The organism is Marasmitruncus massiliensis (assembly GCF_900186535.1).
Taxonomy (GTDB): Bacteria; Bacillota; Clostridia; order Oscillospirales; family Ruminococcaceae; genus Anaerotruncus; species Anaerotruncus massiliensis_A.
In genome coordinates, this window is record NZ_FYDE01000005.1 from 921,302 (window position 1) to 942,707 (window position 21,406).

General features: G+C 51.3%; 19 protein-coding genes and 2 tRNA genes. 14 read left to right on the forward strand and 7 right to left on the reverse strand.

The window, feature by feature from the left end; translation table 11 throughout:
* Positions 1-14 precede the first annotated feature (14 nt).
* On the forward strand, positions 15-1,487 hold the full coding sequence (locus C1A10_RS12490; RefSeq protein WP_101910576.1) for a TrkH family potassium uptake protein: 1,473 nt from the start codon (positions 15-17) through the stop codon (positions 1,485-1,487).
* A gap of 80 nt (positions 1,488-1,567) precedes the next feature.
* On the forward strand, positions 1,568-2,233 hold the full coding sequence (locus C1A10_RS12495) for a manganese catalase family protein (RefSeq protein WP_101910577.1): 666 nt from the start codon (positions 1,568-1,570) through the stop codon (positions 2,231-2,233).
* A 77-nt stretch (positions 2,234-2,310) separates the two neighbouring features.
* Here C1A10_RS12495 and C1A10_RS12500 read toward each other — a convergent pair whose 3' ends face one another.
* From C1A10_RS12500 to C1A10_RS12510, 3 genes are read right to left on the reverse strand one after another with little or no spacing between them, the layout of a single operon-like run.
* Positions 2,311-2,775 carry a (2Fe-2S)-binding protein gene (locus tag C1A10_RS12500; protein WP_101910578.1) on the reverse strand — a complete coding sequence of 155 codons (465 nt, stop codon included), beginning with the start codon at positions 2,773-2,775 and terminating at the stop codon, positions 2,311-2,313.
* Positions 2,762-3,610, reverse strand: coding sequence for an FAD binding domain-containing protein (locus C1A10_RS12505; RefSeq protein ID WP_101910579.1), 849 nt, complete (start codon positions 3,608-3,610; stop codon positions 2,762-2,764). The genes C1A10_RS12500 and C1A10_RS12505 overlap by 14 nt, the downstream gene beginning before the upstream one ends.
* Positions 3,607-5,937 carry a xanthine dehydrogenase family protein molybdopterin-binding subunit gene (locus tag C1A10_RS12510; RefSeq protein ID WP_101911656.1) on the reverse strand — a complete coding sequence of 777 codons (2,331 nt, stop codon included), beginning with the start codon at positions 5,935-5,937 and terminating at the stop codon, positions 3,607-3,609. Before C1A10_RS12510 ends, C1A10_RS12505 begins: the two co-directional genes overlap by 4 nt.
* 173 nt (positions 5,938-6,110) lie before the next feature.
* Between C1A10_RS12510 and C1A10_RS12515 the strand changes: the two genes are divergently transcribed.
* The 3 genes from C1A10_RS12515 (at position 6,111) to C1A10_RS12525 (ending at position 8,625) form a co-directional block, all read left to right on the forward strand.
* Positions 6,111-6,989, forward strand: coding sequence for a YIEGIA domain-containing protein (locus C1A10_RS12515; RefSeq protein WP_242968924.1), 879 nt, complete (start codon positions 6,111-6,113; stop codon positions 6,987-6,989).
* Positions 6,990-7,002: 13 nt separating this feature from the next.
* Positions 7,003-7,197 (forward strand): capping complex subunit for YIEGIA, encoded by a 195-nt coding sequence (locus tag C1A10_RS12520; RefSeq protein WP_101910581.1) that lies wholly within the window; start codon positions 7,003-7,005, stop codon positions 7,195-7,197.
* A gap of 81 nt (positions 7,198-7,278) precedes the next feature.
* Positions 7,279-8,625 (forward strand): HD-GYP domain-containing protein, encoded by a 1,347-nt coding sequence (locus C1A10_RS12525; protein ID WP_180951127.1) that lies wholly within the window; start codon positions 7,279-7,281, stop codon positions 8,623-8,625.
* Here C1A10_RS12525 and C1A10_RS12530 read toward each other — a convergent pair.
* Both C1A10_RS12530 and C1A10_RS12535 read right to left on the reverse strand, forming a co-directional pair.
* Entirely contained in the window at positions 8,615-9,073 is a 459-nt protein-coding gene (locus C1A10_RS12530) for a DMT family transporter (protein ID WP_101910583.1), read from the reverse strand. The genes C1A10_RS12525 and C1A10_RS12530 overlap by 11 nt on opposite strands.
* A gap of 15 nt (positions 9,074-9,088) precedes the next feature.
* Positions 9,089-9,511, reverse strand: a complete 423-nt coding sequence (locus tag C1A10_RS12535) for a DMT family transporter (RefSeq protein WP_101910584.1) — start codon at positions 9,509-9,511, stop codon at positions 9,089-9,091.
* A 121-nt stretch (positions 9,512-9,632) separates the two neighbouring features.
* On the opposite strand from C1A10_RS12535, the gene C1A10_RS12540 reads away from it, so the two are divergent.
* The 5 genes from C1A10_RS12540 to ilvC all read left to right on the forward strand — a co-directional run bounded on the left by C1A10_RS12540 (position 9,633) and on the right by ilvC (position 15,100).
* On the forward strand, positions 9,633-10,319 hold the full coding sequence (locus C1A10_RS12540; protein WP_101910585.1) for a cyclic nucleotide-binding domain-containing protein: 687 nt from the start codon (positions 9,633-9,635) through the stop codon (positions 10,317-10,319).
* 349 nt (positions 10,320-10,668) lie between these two features.
* On the forward strand, positions 10,669-11,871 hold the full coding sequence (ilvA, locus tag C1A10_RS12545; RefSeq protein WP_101910586.1) for a threonine ammonia-lyase: 1,203 nt from the start codon (positions 10,669-10,671) through the stop codon (positions 11,869-11,871).
* An 11-nt stretch (positions 11,872-11,882) separates the two neighbouring features.
* Positions 11,883-13,550, forward strand: coding sequence for a biosynthetic-type acetolactate synthase large subunit (ilvB, locus tag C1A10_RS12550; RefSeq protein WP_101910587.1), 1,668 nt, complete (start codon positions 11,883-11,885; stop codon positions 13,548-13,550).
* Positions 13,551-13,560: 10 nt separating this feature from the next.
* Positions 13,561-14,088, forward strand: coding sequence for an acetolactate synthase small subunit (gene ilvN, locus C1A10_RS12555; protein WP_101910588.1), 528 nt, complete (start codon positions 13,561-13,563; stop codon positions 14,086-14,088).
* 16 nt (positions 14,089-14,104) lie between these two features.
* The gene (gene ilvC, locus C1A10_RS12560) at positions 14,105-15,100 is read left to right on the forward strand and encodes a ketol-acid reductoisomerase (RefSeq protein ID WP_101910589.1); all 996 of its coding nucleotides are present in this window, start codon (positions 14,105-14,107) and stop codon (positions 15,098-15,100) included.
* Positions 15,101-15,267: 167 nt separating this feature from the next.
* Here the strand turns inward: ilvC and C1A10_RS12565 are convergent.
* Positions 15,268-15,358: transfer RNA gene (locus tag C1A10_RS12565), tRNA-Ser, on the reverse strand.
* A 36-nt stretch (positions 15,359-15,394) separates the two neighbouring features.
* Positions 15,395-15,481 (reverse strand) — tRNA-Ser (locus tag C1A10_RS12570).
* Positions 15,482-16,110: 629 nt separating this feature from the next.
* On the opposite strand from C1A10_RS12570, the gene C1A10_RS12575 reads away from it, so the two are divergent.
* The 4 genes from C1A10_RS12575 to C1A10_RS12590 all read left to right on the forward strand — a co-directional run bounded on the left by C1A10_RS12575 (position 16,111) and on the right by C1A10_RS12590 (position 20,856).
* On the forward strand, positions 16,111-17,607 hold the full coding sequence (locus C1A10_RS12575) for a DUF1538 domain-containing protein (protein ID WP_479724271.1): 1,497 nt from the start codon (positions 16,111-16,113) through the stop codon (positions 17,605-17,607).
* Entirely contained in the window at positions 17,608-18,270 is a 663-nt protein-coding gene (locus tag C1A10_RS12580) for a P-II family nitrogen regulator (RefSeq protein ID WP_101910591.1), read from the forward strand. It begins immediately after the preceding gene.
* Between the two features lie 383 nt (positions 18,271-18,653).
* The gene (locus tag C1A10_RS12585) at positions 18,654-19,178 is read left to right on the forward strand and encodes a C1q-like domain-containing protein (protein ID WP_180951128.1); all 525 of its coding nucleotides are present in this window, start codon (positions 18,654-18,656) and stop codon (positions 19,176-19,178) included.
* 775 nt (positions 19,179-19,953) lie between these two features.
* Complete coding sequence (locus C1A10_RS12590; RefSeq protein WP_242968925.1) at positions 19,954-20,856, forward strand: M23 family metallopeptidase; 903 nt, start codon at positions 19,954-19,956, stop codon at positions 20,854-20,856.
* Positions 20,857-21,406: the final 550 nt, after the last annotated feature.

The window sequence follows — 21,406 nt, forward strand, 5'->3', positions numbered from 1 at the left end:
AGAAAGATGTTAAAATGAATTTTAAAATGGTGGTTTATCTGATTGGACATATTCTCCGGTTGGAGGCCTTGTTCATGGTACCGGCAATGGCAATTTCTTTTTTTGGCAAAGAACCGGTATCTGCCCGGGCCTTCTTCATAACCATTATGGTATTGCTGTCGGTCAGCCTTTTTGCTACTTTCCGAAAACCAAAGAGCAGAGGATTTTACACCCGAGAAGGCTTCTTAGTAACAGCCCTGGCTTGGATGGTCATGTCGCTGTTCGGAGCACTTCCGTTTTTTATTTCCGGAGAAATTCCGAATTACCTGTTTGCTGTTTTTGAGACGGTTTCCGGCTTAACCACAACCGGCGCCAGTATCCTGAAGGACGTGGAAGTGATGTCCAAAGGAATGCTCTACTGGCGCAGCTTTACCCACTGGCTGGGGGGTATGGGAATCCTGGTGTTTCTGCTGGCGATTCTGCCGATGACACAGGGTTCGGGCAGTACCCTACATATTATGCGCGCGGAAAGCCCGGGACCGGAGGTAGGAAAGCTGGTTCCCAGATTGCACCAGATGGCAAAAATCCTGTATTTGATTTACTGTGCGCTTACCGTTATGCAGATGGTTCTGCTTTTGCTGGGCGATATGCCGTTGTTTGACACCGTTTGCATTACGTTTGGCACTGCCGGGACCGGCGGATTCGGGGTTTTGAATTCCAGCTGTGCCGATTACAGCCCCTACTGTCAGATCGTGATTACCGTATTTATGATGCTGTTCGGCGTGAATTTCAGTATTTTTTATCTGCTGCTGATGCGGGAATTTTCACAGGCGCTGCTGAATCAGGAACTTCGTGTTTATCTTGGCATTATGCTCAGTGCTGTCATTCTGGTTACAGTCAATATTCTGCCGGTCTACCGTTCAAATCTGCCTGAAGCGCTGCGGTACGCTTCCTTTCAGGTGGCTTCCATTATGACGACGACCGGATTTGCAACCGCCGATTTTAACCTCTGGCCTCAGCTTTCACGCAGCATTATGGTGGTGCTGATGGTTTTAGGCGCGTCTGCCGGCTCCACCGGGGGCGGCATCAAATCCGCCCGGGTCCTGATTTTATTCCAGTCTGCGAAACAGTCGCTGCGCAAAATGCTGAATCCCCGTGAAGTAAACGTCGTCAAAGTGGACGGCAAAGCTCTCGATGACGAGGTGATTGAGGGTGTACATGTTTATATGACCATTTACTGCGCCGTTGCAGCGGTCTCTTTTCTGATTGTTTCGCTGGACAATTTTTCGCTGGAGACCAATCTGACAGCGGTGCTTTCCTGCCTGAATAACATTGGACCCGGGTTAGGTGAGGTTGGGCCTACCGGGAATTTTTCCGGCTTTTCCGCCGGCAGCACAGTGGTGCTGATACTGAACATGCTGATCGGCCGTTTGGAAATATTCCCGATGCTGTTTTTGTTTGCCCCTTCAAACTGGAAGCGTACCAGAGTACTCCGCCCAAATGTTTAATGCAAAACAGAATCATTGTGCTAATAATTGCCTTCTGATTGCGCATACTACTGAAAATTAGAAATCAGGAGGCGATTTTCATGTTTAAACATGAAAAAGCATTGTTAAATGATGTCAAAATTGAAAAACCCAATCCACAGTTCGCGGTGCTGATGCAGGAGCAGCTGGGTGGCGGCAATGGGGAACTTAAGGCCGCGATGCAGTATATCTCACAGAGCTTTCGTGTGAAAGATCCCGCAATTAAAGACCTGTTTTTAGACATTGGCGCGGAAGAACTCAGCCATATGGAAATGGTCGCGACCACGATCAACCTTCTCAACGGGCATGATGTCGACTATAATGCGGTTGGTGCCGGCGAAATACAGGCACATGTAATTAATGGCTTGAATCCCGGGCTGATCAACTCCTCGGGATATTCCTGGACGGCTGATTATGTCACCGTGACCGGCGATCTCTGCGCGGATCTTCTTTCCAACATTGCGTCTGAACAGCGGGCCAAAGTAGTCTATCAGTACCTTTACCGTCAGGTTACAGACCGGTATGTGCGCGAGACCATCGACTTCCTTCTGAACCGTGAAGAAGCACATAATGCTCTGTTCCGCGAAGCGTTCAACAAGGTGCAGAATACCGGTTCCAATAAGGACTTCGGTGTCACTGAGGACTCCAAGCTGTACTTTAATCTGTCCAATCCGTCTCCCGACAACCAGTTCGGCAAACCGGAAGCTACCCCTCCCAGTTTTTCCTGACGGATTGTGCATTCACCGATTCAACAGATCAAAAAAGGAAGCAGGTTTTGAAACCTGCTTCCTTTTTTGGTATCGTGTCAGTCCGGCAATACTGTGCGAAGGGCATTCCTGATTTCAGAATAACCTGTGCACCGGCATAAGTTGGCTTGCAGCCAATCTTCTATGACTGATTCCCGGGCGTCGGGATGCTGCGTCATGAGGGAATGACAGACCATCAGGAATCCGGACGTGCAGTAGCCGCACTGGAAGGCTTCACAATCCACAAACGCTTTTTGCAGCGGGACATTCTGAAGCCCCTCAATCGTTGTGACAGCGTGCCCGGCCGCTTCAACCGCCAGCACAAGGCAGGACTTCACCGGCCAGCCGTCCATGAGCACCGTGCATGCCCCGCAGTCCCCGTTTTTGCACCCCGGTTTTGCCCCGGTCAGTCCGAACTGTTCCCGCAGGACATCCAGCAAAACATCGGACGGCCTCACCGTGGCAGTCCTCGTTTCACCGTTGACCTGTAAATCGATCACGCATTTTCCTTTATATTCTACCATTTGGCATCTCCTTAAACTTTTGCAGTACTTTGTATACCGTGTTTTTCAGCACGAATGCCCTATATTCCGCGGAGCCGTCCAGATTATCCAGACATGGGCCCGGAAGCTGATGCGTGATCCGCTCCGCTTTTTCGGAAATGGTACAATCCGGGCCGTTCAGGGTGTCTTCGATTCTGGAAGAACGGAACGGGAATTCGCAGAGGCCGGAAAATGCCATCCGGATATCCCCGCCCTCCAGCAGCGCGACAAGCGTGAGCAGCGGGTAGTCGATTTTCTCGTTCTTCGTCTTTTTCACGTGGATATAGGGAACGCCCAGCCATTTTTGATCGATTGCGAACCGGGTGATAAATTCTCCCTTTTTCAGCATTACCCTCTGGTGAAAGACATCCTTAATCGGTACCCTTCGTTCCCCGTTTGCGCCCCAGAGATAGACGGAACAGTCGGTGAGGAGCAGGGGGAGTACGGATTCCCTGTAAATAATGGTGCCGCAGACATTCCCGCCCAGCGTAATCCGGCACTGGTTGGTATGGTCTGCGATCCGGCTTACGGCTGTGCCCAGCATGGGGAACAGCTTTGATTCCGCTATCGCCGACAGCGTGACGCAGGCTCCGATCATCAATCCCTCGTCGGCAAATCCCATATAGGTACACTCCGGTATCGCTTTCAGATCGACCACGGCGCCGGGCAGAATGCTCCCTGCCCGGGACATGGTGATCACCTCGGAGCCGCCGGCGTAATAGGCCGGAGACTTGTCCATGGCAGATAACTTCTGATAGATTCCGTACGCTTCTTTCATCGTATCCGGCCGGTAATAATCGAAATCGTGAGCGATCATGGTTTGCCTCCCATATAACTCTTCCAGATGGTTTCAGGAGTAATCGGAAGCCGGTTCAGGCTGCTGTTGGAGGCCGTGGACAGCGCGTTGGCAAGAGCGGCGGGGATTCCGATAATGCCATGTTCTGAAAATACGCGCGCGCCGTAAGGTGAATCCTCCTGCGGCGTTTCCACAAACCCCACCAGATAATCCGGTTCCTGCCCGATGTGCAGGAGTTTATAATTGCGCAGGCTGGTCGCCTGCATAACGCCCCGCCCATTATAGGGAAAATATTCGCGGCTCGCGAGACTGAGCCCCATCGACATGCCTCCGCAGATGATGCCTTCGGCGGCGCGGGGGTTGATCAGTTTTCCGACATCCATGACAGTCGCGGCCTTGATAATACGGTAGGTGAATTCTGTGGTGTCCAGCTCCACCTCTACCGCCTGTGCGCCGACTGTCCAGTCGGGCCCGGTCTTACCCTTGCCGGTTTCCGGGCTGAGCGGGGTAAGGTGCCCCATAATAAAGCTTCCGCGCCCGATAATTTGTCCGCCGACCGCGTTGCCGTTGGGATATTTGAACCCCTGTACAAGCTTCTGAAAACTGATGCCGAATTGGGGGTCGGAGCGCAGGTAGACATATTCATGTCCGAGCTCCAGTTCCTCCGGAGGGCAACGCAGCGCGACGGATGCAATCGCTTTCAGCTGCGCGATCGCGTCGTCGGCGGCCTTTATAACCGCGCGCCCCGCCATATAAGTGGTCATACTTGCCACCGTTTTCCAGTAGTGCGGATTGAGCTGGGTGTCCACGTCGAGGCGCACATGCACCCTGCCGATATCCATCTTCATCCTGTCGGCCAGCATCTGCGCCAGCTGCGTCTGCCCGCCGGAGCCCATTTCTACGACCCCTGTGTTCAGATTCAGGCTGCCGTCGGAATTGAAGGTCAGGATGGCCCCTGCGGATGCGTCTGTGGGGGAGGTGGATGTTTTCCAAAGGCAGCTCATCCCCTTTGCCCGCACCTTTCCGTCCCCCAGCTCGATCCGGATTCCTTCCTCCCAGTTGATCAGGGAGGAAAGCTTTTGGATACAGGCGGAGGTATTTCCGGCGTTGCTGCTGGTAATTCTCACCTGGGTGGGAGAAAAATGGCCGGGCTGAATTGCGTTTTTCAGGCGGAGTTCCAGCGGGTCGATGCCGCACCGATTTGCCAGAGCGTCCAGTGCCCGCTCGATGCAGAAGGTGTAAGATTCGTGGGCAAAGCCACGGAAGGAGGTCGCGGGGATGTGGTTGGTATAAACGCAGAGGGAATCGCACCACAGGTTTTCGATGTTGTAAGGGCCGGTGCAGTCTGCCGCGATGGCTTTTGACATGTAGGGACTGCTGGTGCAGTAGGCGCCGGTGTCCAACAAAAACAGCATTTCGGCGGCCACAATGGTTCCGTCGCGCGCAGCGCCCAGTTTGATATCCGCTTCGAGCCCCAGCCGCGCGGGGCAGGATGCCATATCCTGCTCTCTTGTAATGGTCAGGCGAACAGGGCTCCCCCCAACCGCGAAAGACGCCATATAGGCCAGCACTTCCAGATAAACGGCGGCTTTTCCGCCAAACCCGCCGCCCAGAAAAGGGACACGGACAACCACTTTCCCCTCCGGAATGTTAAACAGCTTGCTGACCTGTTTTTTTACCGCAAACGGGGACTGTGTGGATGCCATAATCTCCACCGTTCCGCCGGGTTTGATTTCTGCCTGTGCGACCCGCACCTCCATCGCGGCGTGGTCGGAACCGGGGAGGGAGTAGTGCTCTTCTATGACAACCTCACTGGCGGCCCACCCGTGCGAAAGATTCCCTTTCCGGATTTGGAAACTGGCGGCAACGTTGGTTCCCGCCTGCGGAAGAAGATCGTTTGCGCCTTTCTTATAGGACATCATTGCTTCGTGGATGAGCGGGGCGCCCTGCTGCACCGATTCCTGAGCCGAATTTATCACGGGAAGCGGTTCATATTCCACCTCTACAAGTTCCGCGGCAAGCGACGCTTCCGCTTCACTTGCCGCGACGATGATCGCCAGCGGCTCTCCAAAATAGCGTACTTTGTCAATGGCGAGCGCCGGCTGGTCTTCCAAAAGGGTACCGAACAAAGCGGGGAAGCTCTTTCCGTCAAGGACTGCCCTTACCCCCGTCTGTTTTCTTGCCTTGGAAAAATCGATGGAAAGAATTCTGCCATGCGCAATGCTACTGGTGACAAGGCGTGCATGCAGGGTGCCCGGCGAATAAAAATCTCCGGTATACTTTGCTTTTCCGGTAACCTTTTCCCAGGCCTCTATGCGCTCCACGCTGGTGCCGACTGCTGATTTCATACAATTTCCCCATTTATGTTTGATATCTTTAATATTCACATTTTTGGGGGGAATAGACAGCATGCGGCCATTTTTCTTTCAGCAAAAAACGCATCGGATAAACAGGACCCCGCCGTTCATAATAGATTCAGATCGGTAAAGAATGAGAGGTTATTATGGAAGGGATCGGATTCTTGAGCAAATCTGAGCTTATCATCATTGTGATCGGTATTATAACAGGAACTGCGGCGCGCCTGATTACCCTTTGTGTGGATTTCAGGCAGGTTCCTACCTATCCGAGCGCCCTGTTTAACAATGTGGTGCAGGGCTTTATTGCCGCATCCCTGGGAGCCGTGGCGATTCCGGCGGTGCTGGCCGGGGATTTTGCCGCGGTGACCTTTCTGACGGTCGCCGTTCAGCAGTTCCGCGATATCAGAACTGCTGAAATGGAGAGTCTGGGGAATCTGGAACATACGGAATATGCAAAGCGCGGGCAGGCCTATATTGACGGGATTTCCAAAACCTTTGAGTCGAGAAGCTATATCTCGCTGGTGACTTCATTTGTGTCCGTCCTGGTCATGCAGCTGACCGGCAGCGGGAATATCCTGCTTCTGGCGGCCTTTGGCACCGTATCGGGAGCAGTTGTGATGATAGCCCTATACCGGTTTACAAAAGGGAAAATGATTGGGATAATCTGTGATATTGTTCCCGGAAAAATTGAAGTAAAAGGCTCGGAGCTCTACGTGGACGGGATCTTTGTCACCAATTTTCTCGGGACGGATCTCAGCAGGGAACTGATGTCCTCACAGGGGCTTGCCGTAGTCATAAAACCGCGGGACGAGGGAAGCCGGATGACGCTTGAAAATGCGGGGCAGCGCCAGGCGGTGGCGTTTGAGGCGTTCAGAACACTTGGTGTGAAGCAGTATAACTTCGTGCGCCGGGATATTCCATCCGGAAAGGTGATTCTTGCGTTTGTTCCGATTGAGCGGGACATGGATAAGCTGATTTATGTGGTGTCGCATACGCCGATTCTGGAAAACAGCCGCAAGATCAAAAGAATTATGAAGCAGTAAGGAGCGTCGTGAAATGGGAAAAGGCTCGGAAATTTTAGTTTATATTACCGCGGATGAAAACAGGGTCCTTGGCGGCGACCCGCTTACCCTTCTGGTCCGGGGCCTTGAGGAACAGAAATCCATATCGCTCGAACTGTCCCGTGCGCTGGATGCAACTGTCGTGCAGCTGAGAAACGGGGATTTCCTGATCATTCAAACCAACAGCTAAAGTCTTCCATTTTGTTGAAACTATGTTATACTGATAGCGGGAGCGGTTGGGCTCCTGAATTTTAAAATGCAGAGGGCTAAAATGTCGGAATTTGAACAAAATGATGTGAATATGTTTGACCTGCTGATCTGCCTCACAAAGGCGGTCGACCTGATCAGCCACGAGCTGGAAAACCATCACCAGCAGGTCGCCTATCTTGCGCTGCGCATCGCAGAACAGCTGAGGCTGCCGGTGGAGCAGAAAAAGGATTTAATATTGGCCGGGCTCCTGCATGATGTCGGAACCATCTCTCTGGATGAGCGGCTGGAACTGATCGAAAACGAACCGCTGACCGCCCAGAACCATGCGCTCCGGGGGGCGAAGCTGATCGAGGGGTTTTCACCGCTTCATCATGCGGCGGACATCATCCGGTTCCATCATGTCCCATGGAATTACGGTGAAGGGAATTTTTTTCAGGGAAACAGGGTATCACAATTAAGCCATATCCTGCATTTGGCGGACCGCGTTGCGGTCCTGACGGGGAGCAACCAGAATATCCTGGGAAAGGTTAAAGAAATCCGGAAGGCCATCCTGTCCCAGAAGGGCAGGAATTTTCAGCCGGAACTGGCAGATGCTTTTCTGGAAATCAGCGCACAGGAATACATATGGCTGGATCTGGTTTACAGTCCTTTGATTTATATCCTGCCGAAAGCGGTCACCTTTGACACGCTGGAACTTAGCCTCGACGAAGTCATCGGCCTGACCGGAATTTTCTCCAATATCATCGATTCCCGCAGCCCTTTCACCGCATATCACTCTGCAGGGGTGGCAAGCACTGCGGAAAAGCTGGCCGAGCTGGCTGGATTTTCTGAGGTTGAATGCAAGATGATGCTGGTTGCGGGCAACCTGCATGATCTCGGCAAGCTGGCGGTCAGGCGGGAGGTGCTGGAGAAGCAGGACCGGCTGAACGCGGAGGAATTCAATGAGATCCGGAGCCACACGTTCCATACCTACCGCTTGCTGGAGCTGATCAAAGGTTTTGAAACAATCAACCAGTGGGCCTCTTTCCACCATGAAAAGCTGAACGGGAAAGGATATCCGTTTCACTTAAAAGGCGCGAACATCCCGTTGGGATCGCGTATTATGGCGGTCGCGGATATCTTCACGGCAATCTCTGAAAATCGCCCTTACAGGCAGGGAATGGAACAGCAGGAAGTGGTGTCCGTTCTTCAGTCTATGGTAGGGGATGGGGCGATTTGTCCAAAAGTGGTCGCGCTTTTGCTCAGTAATTACGAGCTGATTGATGAAACCCGCAAAACTGCCCAGCAAAAAGCGAGGTACTCCTTTACAGTCTCGCTCACTGAGACCCGTAAAAAGAGTGCGATTTTGCAGATAGAAGAAGATTCATCGGTGAACTTCCTTCCGGAAGACGAAGAACTTAAGGTGTAGAATCAGGCGGCTGGGCAGCGGACTTGAGCGATGAAAATTGATCGAAGAGAACTCCCGCTATTACGAGCGCGATTCCCAGAATTTTCAGCGGATTTATCGTTCCTGCCGCCATTGAATCAATCGCGAAACCTGCGCCAAGCTGCCCGATGAGGACCAGTGCGGTGGCGTAGATCATCTGCGTGTTGACCATTCCTTTCAGAATCAGAAGCATGGAAAACAGTCCGAAAATGCCGCCGGTAAAATAAACGGGTGAGATGTTGCTTAGGTGGGGCAAATCTGTCAGATTACCTGAAAACAGGGCGATCGCAAGAGAAATCAGAGTCCCTTCCAGATAGTTGATCAGAGTCCCGTTTGCCATGCCGAGCCGCTGCTTGGCCTCAAAGTTCACCAGCTTGTTAATCGTGTTCACGATTCCGTTCAGGACAGCCAATCCGGTATAAAACAACATAGACTCAACTCCCTTTCAAGTGTGCAGAATCAGCAGCAGCCCTGCCCCTATCATGAGATAGGATGGGATTCGTTTCAGGCGGAATCTGACTACCGGCAGATGAAACAGCCCGAAATGATCGATGACAGCCGAGGAGATCAACTGCCCGGCGATCGACAGCGCCATGGTTAAAGTGGCTCCGATCTGATTGGCGCAGATACTGGAAGTAGTGACCAGAGCCACGCCCAGAAAGCCGACAAAATAGATGTACGCCGGCCCCCCGCCAAGGCAGAACCGTTCTTTTTTGGAAACAAGAATGTACCCTGCCAGCAGGGCCGCGCCGATTGCATGGACAATGAAACTGATTTCGAAGCTGGTCAGGTAGGATGCAAGTTGCCCGTTCAGGCTTGTCATCAGGCCAAGGCAGATACCGCCCGCCAGCAAAAGGAATAGATTCATACACATATCCTCCGAACTGATGGAATCCTTTTTCATTAGTATGGCAGAAAATCAGCAAAGCGGGGTATGACGCCTGTCATATTGCGTCTCAAAAATTTCAGAAGGACAATAAAAGAAAACGATGAAGCAGATTAGCTTGACAGATCAGCCGCGTTTAAAAGAAAAAGTGGAACTGGTGAAGAGGCATTTATCAGCTGCGGTTTTTGAGAAAATGCAGCCATGCCTCTTTAAAAACGGCGAATTTCTCTGCGTCGAAGGGGAACGCGCGGCGTATCTTTATATCATTCTGGACGGCAGGTGCAGGGTCTTTAAAACACTGGAAAACGGAAAAGTCCTGCTGGTCTGCCATTATGAGGACATTCAGGTATTGGGGGAATTTGAACTTTTTACCGATTCGATTGCAAAAACCACGATTCAGGCTCTGGGAGATTTTTGCTGCCTTGCAATTCCTGTTTCGGAGTATAGAGAACTGCTTTTAGCAGATAATCAGTTTTTACAGTGGGTTTGCCGCCAGACCTGCGAAAAAGTGGAGCGCAACAATCAAACAACCGGAATCAATTTGCTGTATCCGCTGGAACAGCGGCTGGCAAATTATATCCTTGTCATGCAAAATGACGGGGTGTTTTTCAGCAACTACACGCGCCTGTCCCAATATCTGGGGTGCAGCCACAGGCACCTTTTGAGGACGCTCGGATTATTATGTAAGAAACAATTTCTGGAAAAAGAGGATGCCGGTTACCGGCTGAAAAACCCGTCCGCATTGAAACAGCTGGCCGGAAACCTCTTTCAAGCGCAAAAAAAAGCTTGACAATTTGTTTTTCATCCGTTATGATATCGATAATTTACTTGTAAGTTTGAAAGGACACAGTGTTATGAATTTTATGCTGCCCGCCCTTTTTGCCAATATGATTAACGTAGTAGTAAGCGGAATCGTACTATCGATTATTCCGCTTATTATTGTTGTAGTCATTTTGATTAGCAAGAGGCGAACGAGTGTGTCCTTTCTTCCGGCTCCCGCGGTGAGTATGGAATAAAGAACGAAGACATAGAACCTTCGCCTCTGATCGGAAAACGCGGGCGAAGGGATTCCATAAAAAGGAAGAACCTCCGTCTGTGGATCAGGCGGAGGTTCTTTTATTTTTATCCGGAGGTGGGTTATGGAATTAAAAGAGATCGAACAGGCAGCCGCAAGGCTTCGCAATGTTGTGCATAAGACGCCGCTATGTTCCTCGAGGACTTTTTCGGAAATGAGCGGCGCGGAACTGTATCTGAAATGTGAAAACCTGCAAAAAACAGGGTCGTTCAAGGTCAGGGGGGCCTATAACAAGATTGCAAAGCTGATGGAAAACGGCCAGACGGTTTCTGTGGTTGCTTCCAGCGCGGGAAACCACGCGCAGGGCGTTGCTTACGCCTCCGGCGCGGTGGGGATTTCTTCCACGATTGTCATGCCGCGCGGCGCGCCGATTGCGAAAATTTCCGCTACCGAGGGTTATGGGGCGCGGGTTGTCCTGCATGGGGACTGCTACGACGACGCCTTTTCGGAAGCAATGGAGATTCAGCAGAAAACGGGGGCGGTGTTTGTGCATCCCTTTGACGATGGGGATGTCATCGCGGGGCAGGGGACGATCGCTCCGGAAATCCTCCGCGATCTTCCGCAGGTCGATGTGGTGCTGATTCCGGCGGGCGGCGGAGGGCTTCTCGCGGGAACGGCGGCCTATATCAAGCAGATCAATCCGCGGGTGCGGGTGGTCGGTGTGCAGGCGCAGGGCGCGAATGCAATCGAGCAGTCTTTTGAGCAGAAGACGTTGGTATCCACAACCCACTCGGCCACCATCGCGGACGGAATCGCGGTGAAAACACCGGGGGAACTGCCGCTGGAACTGATTCACCGGTATGTCGACGAGGTGGTATCGGTCTCTGAGGAGGAGATTGCGGAAACAGTGCTCCTCCTGCTGGAGCGCAACAAGATGGTGGTTGAACCGGCGGGCGCGGTATCGCTGGCCGCGGCGCTCCACCAAAAAACCGGGCTGGCCGGCAAGCGGGCGGTATGTCTGCTTTCAGGGGGCAACATGGATGTGAGCATGATTCACAAAATCGTGGAAAAAGGACTGGTGACACGCGGCCGGCAGATGAAGTTCCAGACCGTCATGCTGGATGTTCCCGGAAGCCTCCAGCGGTTTTCTTCTATCATCGCCGGCTGCGGAGCCAATATCATCATGGTGCAGTATGACCGCATGCACGCGGGTTTGCAGCTCAATGAGGTCATTCTTCACATCGCCTGCGAGGTGAGCGGCAGGGAACATGGGCAAAAGGTCATTCAGCAGCTCGAACAAAACGGCTATCAGACAGCCATGGAATAGGAGGAAACGACATGCAGATGACTGGCGCACAGATTTTAGTGCAATCACTTCTCGATCAGGGTGTGGAAGTGGTATTCGGCTATCCGGGCGGTTCGGTGCTGAATATTTATGATGCCCTGTATGAACGGCAAATGGAGCTGCGGCATATCGTAACTTCCCATGAACAGGGCGCCGCGCATGCGGCGGACGGATATGCGCGTTCCACCGGGAAAATCGGTGTCGTTCTGGCAACCTCGGGGCCGGGGGCCACCAATCTGGTGACAGGGATTGCCACCGCGTACCATGATTCCGTTCCGCTTGTCGCGATTACCGGCAACGTACCCACCGGGCTGATCGGGCGCGACAGCTTTCAGGAAGTGGATATCGTCGGCATCACCAACCCGATCACCAAGCATAACTACATTGTAAAAGATGTCTGCGAGCTTGCCGGAATTGTACGGGAAGCGTTTGTGATAGCCAATTCGGGCAGGAAAGGCCCTGTGCTGATTGATATTCCCAAGGACATCACCGCCCAGAAAACGGAATATAGCAGGCAGCCGGTTTTCGAGCCGCGCAAAAATCCCGCTCCGTCGGAATCGGACTATCAGGTGGCGCTCGAAGCAATCGCACAGGCAAAGCGCCCCCTGATTTACGCGGGCGGCGGGGTGGTTTTCTCGGACGCATCGGAACTGCTTGTGCAGTTCGCCCACAAAATCAGCGCGCCGGTCTGTGTGAGCATGATGGGGCTGACGTCGATGCCCTATGACGATCCGCTCTATCTGGGGATGATCGGGATGCATGGCACGGTTACCGCCAATGTGGCGGCGCGTGACTGCGACCTGATGATTGCGATCGGTTCCCGTTTTTCCGACCGTGTAGCGGGTAACCGGGAAAAATTCGCGTCCAACGCGCAGATCCTTCATCTTGACATTGACCCGTCTGAAATTTCGAAAAATGTATCCGCCGGTCTGTCGCTGCTTGGCAGTGCGCGGGAAGTCCTTTCCGAGCTGCTTGCGCGTACGGAGCAAATCTACAATTCGGAGTGGGTGCACAGCCTGCTCCGACACAAGGCGTACCATGCCCTGCCGAGTGCAATCAACGGGGAAGAGCTGACGCCGCGTGAAATTCTTTTAAAAATCAAAGGCGCGGCGGGGAAAGACACGGTTGTCGTAACAGATGTGGGGCAGCACCAGATGCTGACCGCTCAGTATTACCCGTTCTCGCAGCCCCGCACGCTGATCAGCTCCTGCGGGCTTGGAACCATGGGGTACGGCCTCGGGGCGGCGATCGGTGCAAAGGTTGGGAATCCTGACCGGCCGGTAGTGCTGGTTACGGGCGACGGCAGTTTTCATATGAACCTGAACGAGCTCGCGGTTGCCGTAACGCACCGGCTCCCGATCGTTATCCTGGTCATGAACAACGGCGTGCTCGGCATGGTGCATCAATGGCAGAAGCTGTTCTATGAGCAGCGGTATGCCTATACCGAACTCAACCGTGCCACGGACTTTGTCAGGCTGGCGGAAGCGTTCGGAGCCGCAGGCATGCGGCTGACAGACCGCAGCCAAATTCACAGCACTCTTTCCCGGGCGTTTTCCTGCGGAGGGCCCTGCGTTGTGGACTGCATGATTGACCGCAAGGAGCGGGTATATCCGATCATTCCGCCCGGCGGAACAGAAGAAGATATGATTTATTCAGATTAGGGGGAAAGGTATGCAGCAGGGTATTTTATCGATTTTGGTCTCCAACCATTTCGGTGTTTTGACAAAAATAACCGGACTGTTCGGCAGGCGGGGCTATAATATCAAGGCTTTGTCGGTCGGGGAAACGGAAAACCCGGAGGTATCGCGCATCACAGTTTTAACGGAAGGAGACCCCGCGCAGCTGGAACAAATTTATAAACAGGTCTGCAAGCTGGAGGAAGTCAGGGCGGCGGCAATCCTTCCCGAAGAGCAGCTGATCGAACGGGAACTCCTGCTGGTCAAAGTTTGTCCCGGTGAAAAAGAAACAGGCGCACTGATGGAACTGGTGACAAACAGCGCCGCGAAAGCGGTTGCGGTGCCGGACGGCGGCGTTATTATCGAGGCAAGCGGCCGGCCGGAACAAATCAATGAGCTTGTGGAGCGGATTCGGTTATTCGGCGTTGTAGAACTCAGCCGTACCGGCGTCACCGCGCTGCAGGCAACCGGGAAAGCGCTTGTCGACAACGCGTTCCAAATAGGGTATTCAAAATTCAGATAATCATGGAGGTATTCAAATGGCAAACATGTATTACGAAAGCGACTGCAAACAGGAACTCTTGAGAGGGAAAACCATAGCGGTCATCGGGTATGGCAGTCAGGGCCACGCACATTCGCTCAACCTGAAGGACAGCGGCGTTTCCGTCGTGGTGGGGCTTCGCAAAAATTCCGCCCGCTGGGAAGAGGCAAGCAAGGCCGGGCTTACAGTGAAGGAGGTCCCGGACGCGGTGCGCGGCGCGGACGCCGTCATGATGCTGGTGCCGGATGAACTGGCGGCGGACGTCTACAAGGAAGCGGTCGCCCCCAACCTGAAAGAAGGGGCCACGCTGATGTTCGCACACGGCTTCAATATCCACTTCAATCAGATCGTGCCGCCTGCCGGTGTCGACGTTTCGATGGTGGCGCCCAAGGGCCCGGGCCATCGGGTACGCGCGGAGTACATGGAGGGGAAGGGTGTTCCCTCACTGATTGCCGTTCATCAGGATGCGTCCGGCAGCGCAAAAGAGTTCGCTCTGGCATATGCGTGCGCGATCGGCGCAGGCCGCGCGGGAATTTTTGAAACCACGTTCCGGGAAGAAACCGAGACGGACCTGTTCGGTGAGCAGGCTGTGCTTTGCGGCGGCGTGACAGAATTGATGAAGGCCGGTTTTGAGACACTGGTGGAAGCGGGCTATTCCCCAGAAATGGCATATTTCGAATGCGTGCATGAGATGAAACTGATTGTTGACCTCATCAACAGCGGTGGATTCGGCATGATGCGCTATTCCATCAGCGATACGGCGGAATACGGCGATTACTGCACCGGCAAACGCATCATTACGGAAGACACCAGAAAAGAAATGAAAAAGGTGCTCGCTGAAATCCAAAACGGGACTTTCGCAAGCAGATGGATTTCGGAAAACCGCGCGGGAGGACGCGCGAGCTTTTTGGCGACGCGGCGTCTGGAAGCGGAACATCCGGTGGAGGTTGTGGGGGCGAAACTTCGCAAAATGATGAGCTGGCTCAAAAAATAAAGCAAACTGAAAAGCTGTGCGGAGAATGTTCCGCACAGCTTTTTATGCCATTGATCCGGCAAAGGACGGCAAGCAGAAATCGAATGGGAATAGCATAATTTTTCAGTACTTTTTAGTACTATTCCAAACAACAAAAAATCCGCTTAAACAGTTCGTTTAAGCGGATTTGGCGGAGATGGAGAGATTCGAACTCTCGCGCCCGTTTCCAGACCTACTCCCTTAGCAGGGGAGCCCCTTCACCAGCTTGGGTACATCTCCAGGTGAAAGATAAACATATTTGTATTTTAGAGAAGATGGCGGAGAGAGTGGGATTCGAACCCACGGCTCTTGCGAGTCACTGGTTTTCAAGACCAGCTCCTTAAACCGCTCGGACATCTCTCCACAGCTGTTAATAACCCAACTGGAACACTAAAACAACAAGTTCAACGCTTGAATAGTATATCATAGCTGAAAACGAAATGCAAGTACTATTTTTATTTGCTCATTCGGACGCAGGGTGCCCGGCCTGTCTTTTTCATCAAAGGCATGCTAGACATTTGCATGAATGCCTATGAAGAGCGCGCAGAGGGGCGAAGTGTTCTTTCCCTTGGAAACTTAGGCTGGATGAATGCCGTCTGGATGTTACCGGCAGTGTGCGCCTGTTCGGGGAAGGAAAGGCTGCGGCAGATAAACCGGGCTATGATGCCTGAAGAGATCGCCGTTTAGACTTGAATTTAAATGGCATATATGCTATCCTTAAAATAATAAGTATAAGTTGCCATGCCGCCTGAGCGGTTATGCTGGCAATACTCGGGGATGTAAGAACGAATGTGCGGATATTGGCATTAAAAATATGTAACACTCGCTCACCATGAATAATAGGCATTTTACATGTTTGCGATACTGCCAGCGTCAAGCGCTCAGGACCGTCTTTCGAGAAAAATCGAAAGACGGTCTTTTTATAAATATCTTATATAAATGGGGGGATGTTTCTATTGCCTGTGAAGAACGTCAATAATTTTAGCAACAAAATGAAAGAGGCTGCGTCGTCCATACTACCGGTTATGCTGCTTGTGCTGGTGGTATGCTTCATTGCGATTCCGATACCGCCGGATCTGATGCTGTCCTTTATCATTGGTTCAGTCCTGCTGATCATAGGAATGGGACTTTTTACCCTTGGTGCCGATATGGCTATGACGCCGATTGGAAGGTATATCGGCAGAAAAATGACGAAAACAAAAAATTTATGGCTGATTCTTTTATTGAGCTTCATACTGGGCGTGATGATAACCATATCCGAGCCGGACCTGCAGGTGCTTGCGGCAAGTGTGCCGCATATCGATACCGGCGTGCTCATCATAACGGTTGCTGTTGGCGTCGGACTCTTTCTGACAATTTGTATGCTGCGCATCATCTTTGGCGTTCAGCTGAGATGGCTGCTTTTGGGTTTTTATGCGCTGATATTTGTACTTGCCTGGCTGTCCGACGCCGATTATCTGAGCATTGCATTCGATTCCGGCGGTGTTACAACCGGACCGATGACCGTTCCGTTTATCATGGCGCTCGGTGTCGGCGTCGCTTATGTACGAAGTGATATGAGGGCTGAAGAGGATAGTTTCGGTCTGGTGGCATTATGCTCTATCGGTCCGATATTGGCAGTTCTGGCGTTGGGATTTCTGTATTCCGGCGGGAGCCAAATCGCAGAAGATACCGTGCTCAAAACCTATGCCGATACCACAGCAATAGGTTTTGGCTATCTGTCCGCATTGCCTAAGTATATGTTGGAAGTCTTTGTGGCGCTGGCGCCGATCGTGGCGTTTTTCCTCGCCTTTCAGATTGTCGCGCTGAAACTGGAAAAGCGCGTGCTCCAGCGCATATTGATCGGAATTGTCTATACCTATGTCGGTCTCGTGCTGTTCCTCGTCGGTGTCAATAAAGGATTTTCGCCGCTTGGCACCGCACTTGGCGGAGAACTGGCTATCGGATGGAGACGCTATCTTCTCATACCGCTCGGTATGCTCATGGGTTGGTTTATCATATCGGCGGAACCGGCGGTGCACGTGCTCAACAAGCAGGTGGAAGAAATCAGCTCTGGCGCCATATCCGCCAAGGCGATGGGCCTCAGTCTTTCGATCGCAATTGCGGCGGCAGGCGGACTGGCGATGCTCCGCGTGCTTACCGGCATCTCAATTTTATGGTTTCTTGTGCCCGGATATATCGCCGCATTGGCGCTGAGCTTTTTTGTGCCCCCGATCTTTACCGCTATTGCGTTCGATTCGGGCGGCGTTGCGTCCGGCCCTATGACCGCCACCTTTATGCTGCCGCTGGCGGTCGGTGCAGGAAATGCGCTGGGCGGCAATATATTGACCGATGCCTTCGGCCTTGTGGCGATGGTGGCGATGATGCCGCTGATCACGATACAGGTTATGGGTATGGTATATGTCTTTAAAACAGATACTGAGGATAAGGTTGTACCTGCTGGGGCGTATGACGATCTCGACGTTATCGAACTGTGGGAGGTAGTCTGAATGGAACTCAATTACGTTATCTCCATCGTCGACCGCGATAAGGGTGAATATATGGCCTCCATTTGTATGGAGCGTGAGCTCCCGATTGTCCTGACGGCGCTGGGCAGGGGAACTGCTACGAAGAAGCTTCTGGACCTGTACGGGCTGGAATCCACCGAAAAGTCAGTAGTGGTGACCATAGCCAGTGCGAAGAACACAAGGGACCTGATATTGCAGGCAAGAAAAAAGCTTTACATTGATATTCCCGGGAATGGTATTATGCTCTCAATCCCGATAAAAAGTGTTGGAGGAGGAAAAACATTGGCCTTTTTATCTGATCACGCAACACCTGACAAGTCGCTCCCCCGAATGAATTTTGACCATGAAATGATTGTCGTGATTGCGAACGAAGGATACACCGAGCAGGTGATGGATGCGGCGCGAACCGCCGGCGCCATGGGCGGAACCGTTATTCATACGAAGGGCACCGGTGCAAAAAAAGCAGAAAAATTTTATGGTGTATCCCTTGTAAACGAAAAGGAAATGATTTTTATCGTAGCCAAGTCTTCTGAAAAAGCCGGCATCATATCCAATATCGTTAAAGAAACCGGGCCTGACAGTCCGGCGGGTACGATTGTGTTTTCTCTGCCGGTTTCACGTGTCGCAGGGCTTCGTCTGTTATAAAATGTCATGCGGCTATGACAAAGACTGTATCGGGCGGGCAAATGATCCTAATAAAAAGGCTTTAGAATGCGAATTCTAAAGCCTTTTTTGGTTGTGCACAGCCTGCCTGTGATGTTGTTTTGCAAATGAATGATTCCGGCATGGGCGACAAACTGTCCGGCCTCGGCTTGTTTTCTCAAACCGCGGCAAAGCGAAATAAAATTAAATATGACAAAGAATGGCTATAACGATAGCTTAAAGCATGTATTTAGCCTTGACAGCATTTACTTACTGGGCCAAACATCAAATCCTGCTATTAACAGAAGATAAACCAACTTCATAGATTATGAATGGGAATTACAAAAAGTTTTTATATTTAAGTAACATGAAAAAGGAGAGTTAATATGTGTAATAAATGTCTTCCCTGTTGCTGCAATTTGAGTTTAATAGGCCCTCAGGGCCCTCAGGGTCCTCAGGGACCAGCAGGCCCGCCGGGACCGCCAGCTACGGCATCAGCTTTATCCGGCCTACAGACACAGCTGGTTGGAAGCGGTGGGACAACTGTTGCAGTTGGCGCAAATGTAATTTTTAATTCTATCGTCAGCAACCCCAGCCCCAATATAACCTATAACGCTGCTACCGGCGTTTTCACGATAACACAGCCAGGCACTTATTATATTGATTGGTGGGTGAATGCGGATGGCGCCGGTCCGGAAACCACCGTTATTTTTAGTATAGTAGCTTCGAACGGCCAAACAATTTCCGCGTCTTCACTTTCCCCGGTCACTTCCTTACAGCTAAATGGGCATGCACTTATAACTGTTGCAGCGCCTGCAACATTTTCTCTTGTTAACAACACCCCGTTTGCAGTCGCTTATGGCGTATCAGCCATCCAGGCAGATTTGGCAATCATTCAGGTAACTGCTTAATCATCTGAAAATAACCTTGAGGGGGCGTCTGAAACAGGCGCCCTCTTTTGGGCTTCTCAGCGGTGGGAAGCATTGATCATCCGATTTTTTGCAGTATGCTGCGCGGGTACGATCAGTGAAAGGACAAGCCTGTCATCCCGCACCATCCCGCCGTGTACCGGCTTTAACCAGGTGGGCCGGATATTTCAATTGAAATATCCGGCCCATCTGGTTATGTTATCAGAAATGTCACCGTCGGACTGACCTTTCGACGGCGGCTTATTTTGAGAGGACTGCCCTGTAAATATCATATGCCGGACCAGTCAAAAGTGCTATTGGGCACAGATGACATAGATTCGAAAGGAAAAAGAGTCATTCATAGAGCCAATCCTGTCAAAAACACCGCCGGATTGTTTTCCGGCGGTGTTTTTGACAGGAGGGTATACATAACGAAAAAAGCTGTTTAGACTCCTGACTATTTTGTGCGGATTCAATTGCAATATTCATACGAAAGGTGTCGAAAGAGCCCCGTATCAGTTTTAGCCTGCGGTTTTTAAAACAGGCAACCGCATGGATAAAAGTAAAAATGAGATTTTGAATGCAAAGGCATGCTAAAAACGAAATAAAATAAATATGATTACTAAAAGAAGATTCATTGGCGGTGGTGAATTTGCTTACAAAATTGTTCAAAAAAGGATTTGCGGCAGCTGCGGTACTTTTGACAATATCAATTTTATATTATTCGGTCTCCATTTTCCACCATATACGTACGGTTAATGCAATGGCGGATAATTCGTTGACATGGGTAGACTTTAATGTCACCAAATCGGCGATGGATCGGGCGCTCCAGTTGGATATAGAAAGCCGCAACACAAAAAATCCACTTAATTGGATTGATCTGCTTGCTTATCTGGGAGCAAAATATGGAGGAAATTTTAATCAATATCGGGCAAAGGATTTAAATGAACTTGTAAAACAATGTAAAGACGGCGTTTCGGTCAAGCAGCTGGCAGAAAATATGAAATACTTTGATTATTATAAAAAAGCGTATGAAGCCGTTCTGGGCGGTATGGTTGGAGAATATCTGATACAGCTTACGGATAAACCCGGCGGCAAGGCCCTGCAGCTTCAGACCGGATACGGGCTGAAAGCCTATTCTCCGGTTGCTGAGGGATATGGTTTTTCACACTACAATGATTTCGGCAGTTCACGTTCCTTTGGATTCAGCAGACCTCATCAGGGACATGATATTTTTGGAAGAATCGGAACGCCGGTTGTGGCGGTGGAGTCAGGAATTGTCGAAACGCTTGGATGGAATCAATATGGCGGGTGGCGCATAGGAATCCGGAGCTTCGACGGCCGCAGATACTATTATTATGCACATTTGCGCAAAGACCGGCCGTACCATGGAGACATGCAGGAAGGCGTGCTGGTACAGGCAGGTGACGTAATCGGATACCTTGGTATGACAGGTTACTCTAACGCTGAAAATGTGAACGGGATGAAAAGCCCGCATCTGCATTTCGGGATGGAGATTGTTCCGGAAGGGTGTGAAAGGGAAAGCAACTGCGAGATCTGGATTGATACATATGAAATTATAAAATTTTTGGAACAACATAAATCTACGGTGGTGCTTGACAAGGAAACAAAAGAATATAACCGCAAGTACAGGTTCTTGGATCTGGGGATGCTGGAATAGCCAGCCGACCGGGGCTGGCTGCTTCAATCAACTGTGCGGGACTGCAACGATAAATGCGGGCGGCATCTTTGCCGCCTTTTTTAATTTTGCATCTTTCTGAAAATGCAGATTGTATCCATCACCGGCGTATTCATGACCTTCAGCTCCGAGCGTACTGAATCGTACTACTACCCCAAATCGATTTAGATACTGGGTCAAACGGAAAAAGCTGCCAAAACAGCCTGAAATCAGCAGTTGAATATAGCATCCGGCAGTCTAAGACAGGCTTATCCTGGCCACGGCTGATACTGTTTTTGTGTGGGGCTATCGCACAGGCGGCTGATTTGTGGTATAATAGCTGCAAAGCGGCTATTATACGATTATGGCCAAGGCGATGCGCTCGCAAAGCTTGCTCCCGCCCAATGGCCAATTATACCACTGCGTGCTTTGCACTTGTGGCATAATAGCCGCAAAGCTGTTAATAGTCGCGCTGCGGATGTTACAACCATTCTTTTTTCCGTAGCTGTACTGATGGAAAACGGCTGGATAAATGGATTGCTTTGGCATCCAT

Bases quoted from the DNA above. Each gene is read 5' to 3' on its own strand.
- C1A10_RS12490 (WP_101910576.1), top strand. From the start codon at position 15: ATGAATTTTAAAATGGTGGTTTATCTGATTGGACATATTCTCCGGTTG.
- C1A10_RS12495 (WP_101910577.1), top strand. From the start codon at position 1,568: ATGTTTAAACATGAAAAAGCATTGTTAAATGATGTCAAAATTGAAAAA.
- C1A10_RS12500 (WP_101910578.1), bottom strand. From the start codon at position 2,775: ATGGTAGAATATAAAGGAAAATGCGTGATCGATTTACAGGTCAACGGT.
- C1A10_RS12505 (WP_101910579.1), bottom strand. From the start codon at position 3,610: ATGATCGCTCACGATTTCGATTATTACCGGCCGGATACGATGAAAGAA.
- C1A10_RS12510 (WP_101911656.1), bottom strand. From the start codon at position 5,937: ATGAAATCAGCAGTCGGCACCAGCGTGGAGCGCATAGAGGCCTGGGAA.
- C1A10_RS12520 (WP_101910581.1), top strand. From the start codon at position 7,003: ATGGGAAAAGGCTCGGAAATTTTAGTTTATATTACCGCGGATGAAAAC.
- C1A10_RS12525 (WP_180951127.1), top strand. From the start codon at position 7,279: ATGTCGGAATTTGAACAAAATGATGTGAATATGTTTGACCTGCTGATC.
- C1A10_RS12530 (WP_101910583.1), bottom strand. From the start codon at position 9,073: ATGTTGTTTTATACCGGATTGGCTGTCCTGAACGGAATCGTGAACACG.
- C1A10_RS12535 (WP_101910584.1), bottom strand. From the start codon at position 9,511: ATGAATCTATTCCTTTTGCTGGCGGGCGGTATCTGCCTTGGCCTGATG.
- C1A10_RS12540 (WP_101910585.1), top strand. From the start codon at position 9,633: ATGAAGCAGATTAGCTTGACAGATCAGCCGCGTTTAAAAGAAAAAGTG.
- ilvA (WP_101910586.1), top strand. From the start codon at position 10,669: ATGGAATTAAAAGAGATCGAACAGGCAGCCGCAAGGCTTCGCAATGTT.
- ilvB (WP_101910587.1), top strand. From the start codon at position 11,883: ATGCAGATGACTGGCGCACAGATTTTAGTGCAATCACTTCTCGATCAG.
- ilvN (WP_101910588.1), top strand. From the start codon at position 13,561: ATGCAGCAGGGTATTTTATCGATTTTGGTCTCCAACCATTTCGGTGTT.
- ilvC (WP_101910589.1), top strand. From the start codon at position 14,105: ATGGCAAACATGTATTACGAAAGCGACTGCAAACAGGAACTCTTGAGA.
- C1A10_RS12575 (WP_479724271.1), top strand. From the start codon at position 16,111: ATGAAAGAGGCTGCGTCGTCCATACTACCGGTTATGCTGCTTGTGCTG.
- C1A10_RS12580 (WP_101910591.1), top strand. From the start codon at position 17,608: ATGGAACTCAATTACGTTATCTCCATCGTCGACCGCGATAAGGGTGAA.
- C1A10_RS12585 (WP_180951128.1), top strand. From the start codon at position 18,654: ATGTGTAATAAATGTCTTCCCTGTTGCTGCAATTTGAGTTTAATAGGC.